Annotated in this window: 6 protein-coding genes and 1 pseudogene; 4 read left to right on the top strand and 3 right to left on the bottom strand. The window is 47.5% G+C overall.

All coding sequences use genetic code 11. The features are described from left to right. The 3 genes and pseudogenes from WBV75_RS03605 to WBV75_RS03595 form a co-directional block, all read left to right on the top strand. Positions 1-106 (top strand): annotated as a pseudogene (locus WBV75_RS03605) (Holliday junction resolvase RuvX); the annotation flags it as partial. Continuing rightward, a complete protein-coding gene (gene def / locus WBV75_RS03600; protein WP_424119291.1) occupies positions 103-693 on the top strand; it encodes a peptide deformylase in 591 nt (196 codons plus the stop codon). The pseudogene WBV75_RS03605 and the gene def, both read left to right, overlap by 4 nt. Before the next feature lie 90 nt (positions 694-783). After that, positions 784-1,236 carry a DUF5606 domain-containing protein gene (locus WBV75_RS03595; protein ID WP_424119290.1) on the top strand — a complete coding sequence of 151 codons (453 nt, stop codon included), beginning with the start codon at positions 784-786 and terminating at the stop codon, positions 1,234-1,236. 18 nt (positions 1,237-1,254) lie between these two features. Here WBV75_RS03595 and WBV75_RS03590 read toward each other — a convergent pair whose 3' ends face one another. Continuing rightward, positions 1,255-2,889 (bottom strand): family 20 glycosylhydrolase, encoded by a 1,635-nt coding sequence (locus tag WBV75_RS03590; protein WP_424119289.1) that lies wholly within the window; start codon positions 2,887-2,889, stop codon positions 1,255-1,257. 10 nt (positions 2,890-2,899) lie between these two features. Next, positions 2,900-3,622 carry an SGNH/GDSL hydrolase family protein gene (locus WBV75_RS03585; protein WP_424119288.1) on the bottom strand — a complete coding sequence of 241 codons (723 nt, stop codon included), beginning with the start codon at positions 3,620-3,622 and terminating at the stop codon, positions 2,900-2,902. Positions 3,623-3,785: 163 nt separating this feature from the next. On the opposite strand from WBV75_RS03585, the gene WBV75_RS03580 reads away from it, so the two are divergent. Further along, positions 3,786-4,118, top strand: coding sequence for a DUF2853 family protein (locus tag WBV75_RS03580; RefSeq protein ID WP_424119287.1), 333 nt, complete (start codon positions 3,786-3,788; stop codon positions 4,116-4,118). A gap of 136 nt (positions 4,119-4,254) precedes the next feature. Here WBV75_RS03580 and WBV75_RS03575 read toward each other — a convergent pair. Then, on the bottom strand, positions 4,255-5,083 hold an 829-nt coding region (locus WBV75_RS03575), incomplete at its 5' end, for an N-acyl-D-amino-acid deacylase family protein (protein ID WP_424119286.1).

The raw sequence follows: 5,083 nt of genomic DNA, 5'->3' as shown, positions 1-5,083 counted from the left end.
GGTTGAAGGTGGGATGAAAAAGAAAAAAAGAAGACAAAAGGAAACGCTGGACCAGATAAGCGCCACCTTAATATTACAGTCATATTTAAGCAGGAAAACCCTATGATTTTACCTATCGTAGCTTATGGCGATCCGGTATTGCGAAAAATGTGTTCCGAGATCGAACCGGAATATCCGGAATTAGATAGCCTTATAGCCAATATGTGGGAGACGATGTACAAGGCCAACGGAGTAGGCCTTGCGGCCCCGCAGATCGGGAAACCGATTCGCTTGTTTTTAGTGGATACAAGTCCCTTTGCCGAAGATGAGGAGTTGTCCCCGGAAGAGCGGGAGGAGCTCAACGGATTCAAAAGAGTCTTTATCAATGCGAAGATAAAATCCGAATCAGGCCCCAAATGGGCCTTTAATGAAGGATGTTTGAGCATTCCGGATATCCGGGAAGATGTCAACAGACATCCCGAGATTCAGGTGACTTATATGGATGCTGATTTTAACTCCCGGACTGAAACTTTTGACGGTCTCCTCGCCCGGGTGATTCAACATGAATACGACCACATTGAGGGTGTTCTGTTTACCGATAAGATTTCATCCCTCAAACGTCGATTGCTCAAAGGTAAGCTCACCAATATCTCCAAAGGCAAGATTTCAGTAGACTATAAAATGCGATTCCCGGCCCAGAAAAAAGTGCGATAATAACAGGGGATACAGATATTTCAGATTCCCGTAAAGAACGGGTTCCTGCATTAGAAGGAAATTCCCATATTTGCAGCTGCAATTTTTGATATGAGTTTAAATAAAATATTATCTATCGGAGGAAAGCCGGGATTATACCGGCTGATCACACAAACCCGGACGGGTTTGGTCGCTCAGGCCCTGAGTGATGGGAAGAAGATTTCTGTACCCATTGCCAACAATATCAGTGTACTCTCCGAAATCGCCATCTATACATTGGAAGAAGAACTCCCGCTTAGGGAAGTTTTTCAGAAGATTTCAGAAAAGGAAAAGGGAGCAAAAACTTCGGTTGCCCCCAAAGCCGACAAACTGGCCCTTGAAGAATACTTCTTTGAAGTACTTCCGGATTACGATGAAGACCGGGTGTACCCCAGCGATATTAAAAAAGTCATCCAATGGTATAATTTGCTGGTGGAGCACGATCTCACGGATTTCTCCGACCCGGATGCAACCCCTGGCGGGGATGCCGAAACTCTATCAGAGGACGAGGCCCCAAAGGATTAATCCCATCCGGGAGTCCATTTATTTGGTCCGGTTGTTGTACCAGGGCAGAAGGGAATCTGCCTCCGTCCAGGGTACGCGCTGAGAAGGGTAAAACTGAATGTCCAGCCTTTTAAAATAAGGTGTTTGCCGCACCAGGCGCGATTTGTAGTCGTCCCATGAGCGTTCCCCGGATGGTGTCCAACCCAATTCTGCGATTCCCAGCAGGCGTGGAAAAGCCAGGTATTCCAACTCCGCAATAGTACTTATGGTTTCTGACCACAAGGGGGCTTCCACTCCCAAAATGGCCTCCCCTGGTATTTTTTTTGAATACGTCGCCGGCGACCAGTTGTACGCGCTATCAACCGGGATGTAGGCGGCCCAGTGCAGTCCGAATTTTGAAATGCTGTCGTAGGACATATCGAGATATGCTTTTTTCGCGGGGGACATCAGTATTTTCATTCCCTGTTCTACTGCCTGCACCGCATTCGCCTCCTCCTGCCAGAACTGGGCTACCATATCGCCATCCAGGGAGACTGTACCTACCTCATCCCAGCCTATGGGTATTTTCCCATATTTGCGGACAATAGGAACCACCCGTTTTATAAAATATTCATAATCCGCTTTCCGTGTGGCGTGACTTTCATCTCCCCCGATATGAAAATAGGGTCCCGGGGTCATGGCTGAAATCTCACGCACTACGTCATCGATGAATTGATAAACGGTGTCTTTTTTCGTATCCAATGTACTAAAGCCCACCCGCATTCCCGTGTAGGGTTTTGGCGTTTTTCCGTTCCCATTCAGAAAAGGATAAGATACGGAGGCCGCATTGGTGTGTCCGGGCATATCCACTTCAGGGACTATAGTGATATAGCGCTCTTCGGCATAGTCAACCAGGGCTTTGTAATCTTCCCGGGTGTAATACCCCCCGGCTTGTCCCCCGACTTCTGTTCGGCCCCCAATCTCAGTAAGTTTGGGCCAGGATGTAATTTCAATACGCCAACCCTGGTCATCGGTGAGATGCAAATGCAGATAATTCATTTTGTAGTAAGCCATGACATCGAGGTATTTCTTCACATCTGAAAGGTCGAAGAAATGACGGGCAACATCCAGCATACTACCCCGATATTCGAAGGTGGGTTTATCCTGTATCATCCCTCCCGGGATCACCCAGACCGGGTACTCCGCAAGGGTGTCATTTGAGGTTTCAGGCAGGAGTTGTCGCAGTGTTTGTACACCCCGGAAGGCACCTTCGGCCGTGGCCGATCGCAGCAGGATACTGTCAGGGGTAATCTGTAATTCGTAGGCTTCCCCTGCCATTCCCGGGATTTGTTCCAGGTAGATGCCCCTGAATAATTCTGTACCGGAATCCGGATTTAATGGAATGGTCAGTTTTTGGGCCTGTTGAATTTCCTCCGAGAGAAATTCGCCCACGCCGGTAAACGCATCGCTTTCTGTTTCGGTATAGATGGCCGTATGTCGATCGAGGGGGAAAGCGCCGGGCCCGTCGACCACTTTTACCGGTTTGGGAATTAGTGCGCTGGCTGTGAGATCCGTTTCGGGTAAAGCAAGTTCAGGTAATTTCGGCTCGTGGGAGCATCCTGAAAGAAATCCAATAGCCACAAAAGCAGTGAGGGCCATTGACAACTTTGGGAATTTCCGGGGCAGTATTCGCATTGAAATTTTTTTAGGGTTTGATATAGGGCTTCAGGGCATACTCCCAAATGTCGTATCCGGTTTCATTCATATGCAGCCCATCTTCTATAAAAAGTGAGGTGTTCAGTTTTTTATCGGCTAACATCGGGTTCCAGACATCTACAAAATCCAGATGCTGATGGCGGGTGGCCCATCGCCGCAGTTTCTTATTCAACCGTTTGTATTTTCCTCTTAGGCCCCAGCGACTGATACTGGGTTTTGCCGAAATGATGACGATAGAAACATCCGGCATTTCGTTCCGGAGTCCCTCGGTAATGTTTTCGAGTACTTTCAGGACCTGTCCTACTCTTTTCCCTTCTGCCAGGTCATTATCTCCTTCATATATAAATACCTTTTTGGGTTTATAGGACAAAACGAGGGGTTGCAGGTAATACAATAAGTCAGTGGCCTGAGATCCTCCAAAACCTGTATTTAGGATATGCTCATTGGGAAACCGCTCCTGCAGATCTTCCCACATACGAATGCTCGAACTCCCGGTAAAGAGCAATGTCCCATTTTCTCCATTCCAAAGGCTGTCCGTTTTGTGTTTGAGCATCTGAATTTCCTCTTGAAAACGAAGGGGGTCCTGACCCCAAAGTGAAGCTGCGCCCATCGCAAAAAGAGAGCAAATCAGGGGTCTTAAAAACCTGACTATATAGACCCTTGTTTGTTCAGGCTTTTTGAGAATCGCATAGGGGTAAGGTATCGATTTCATTGGCTTAGGGTTTATTTCCCTGGGGTCGGCAAGGCCATATGCCACCGGTATTAATGTCGAATTTAGGAGTTTTTTTATGAATAATTCAGTATTTTAGGGGCCTTTACCAACCTGCCACCGATTGAGCATATAAATCAATTTTCAAATTTAAATTAGAATAGTTATGAGTGACACTTCCGAAAAACTGGCAGAATTAAAAAGCATTGCCGTTAAACAACTGAATGAGTGCGGGGTAGATTCCGTAGATCATGGACGTCTTGATGAGCTGGTAAACCGCCTTAAATCAATGGTTGATAATCTCGACGCGACCCTTGTAGCGACGAAGGATGAGTCGGAACTGGAAACGGTAAGACGGAATTTCGTTGAAAAGACAATGGGAATATCGGATAAGGACAAAGGGATGGCCGCGGTTAAGGCTGTAACCGATAAAATGTCCGGAATCCATCAAAAAAGCCGTTCTGCTTTTTACTACCTGGTACAGGATGAACTGAGCTGAGATAGCAATTTATAAGGAGAAGGAACCGTCTCGATATCAATCGTGACGGTTTTTTTGTGCTTAGTATTACAGGCCGGAAAAGAGTGAGGTTACTTTGGTTTATACCACAGTGTCTGACGGACGAAAGCCGCAGGGGTCAGAACTTATAACCAGGACCTTTAACAAACCGACCTGGAGTGGCCCCTGTATGATCCCCGTTGGCGATCACCCGAACCCCGTTTACCAAAACATGTTCCACCCCCGTTGTGTATTGATGCGGGGACTCAAAGGTGGCGTGATCCTGGATTTTTGCGGCATCAAATACCACGACGTCTCCAAAATACCCTGTTTTAAGAGATCCCCTTCGTTTGAGTTTAAGGTTTTCGGCGGGAAGTGAGGTCAGCCTTCGGATCGCTTCCTCAAGTGAAATCACCTTTTTTTCCCGTACAAAATGTGAGAGAAGGCGGGCGAAGGATCCATACGCCCGCGGATGGGTACTCTGTTCGAGGAATACGCCCTCATTGGTATAGGAACCGGCATCTGAGCACACCGCCATATAGGGTAAAGCCAATTTCTTCTCAACATTCTCCTCGCTCATCGAAAAGTAGACCACCTGAATCCGGCTATCGTCCTCAAAAATCAAATCAGCTATAGCTTCTGCCGGCGAAACCCCGCGTTGGCGGGCTACTTCTTCCAATGTTTTCCCGATGAGGTTTCTTAGGTCCCGATTTTTAAAACCGACCAAAAGTATTTTTTCAGGAGGGACGTGGAAATTGACTTCCCTGATCATCCGTTCCTTTTTTTTAGGGTCTGAAATATAGGCCATAGTCTGGTCATGCCCCCCTTCCCTGGCCCAGGGTGGGAGTAACACATTGAGGCCCGTGGAACTCGCATTATACATATACATATCTGTCGTCACTTCAACCCCCCGCCCCCTTGCATCCTCAATCAGGGTGATGGCGCTGTCCAGCAGGTCCCAGTTATCC

Source organism: Robiginitalea sp., from assembly GCF_049588695.1.
GTDB lineage: Bacteria > Bacteroidota > Bacteroidia > Flavobacteriales > Flavobacteriaceae > Robiginitalea.
Note: the sequence above shows the minus strand (reverse complement) of the source record. Positions and strands in the feature narration are given on the sequence as shown.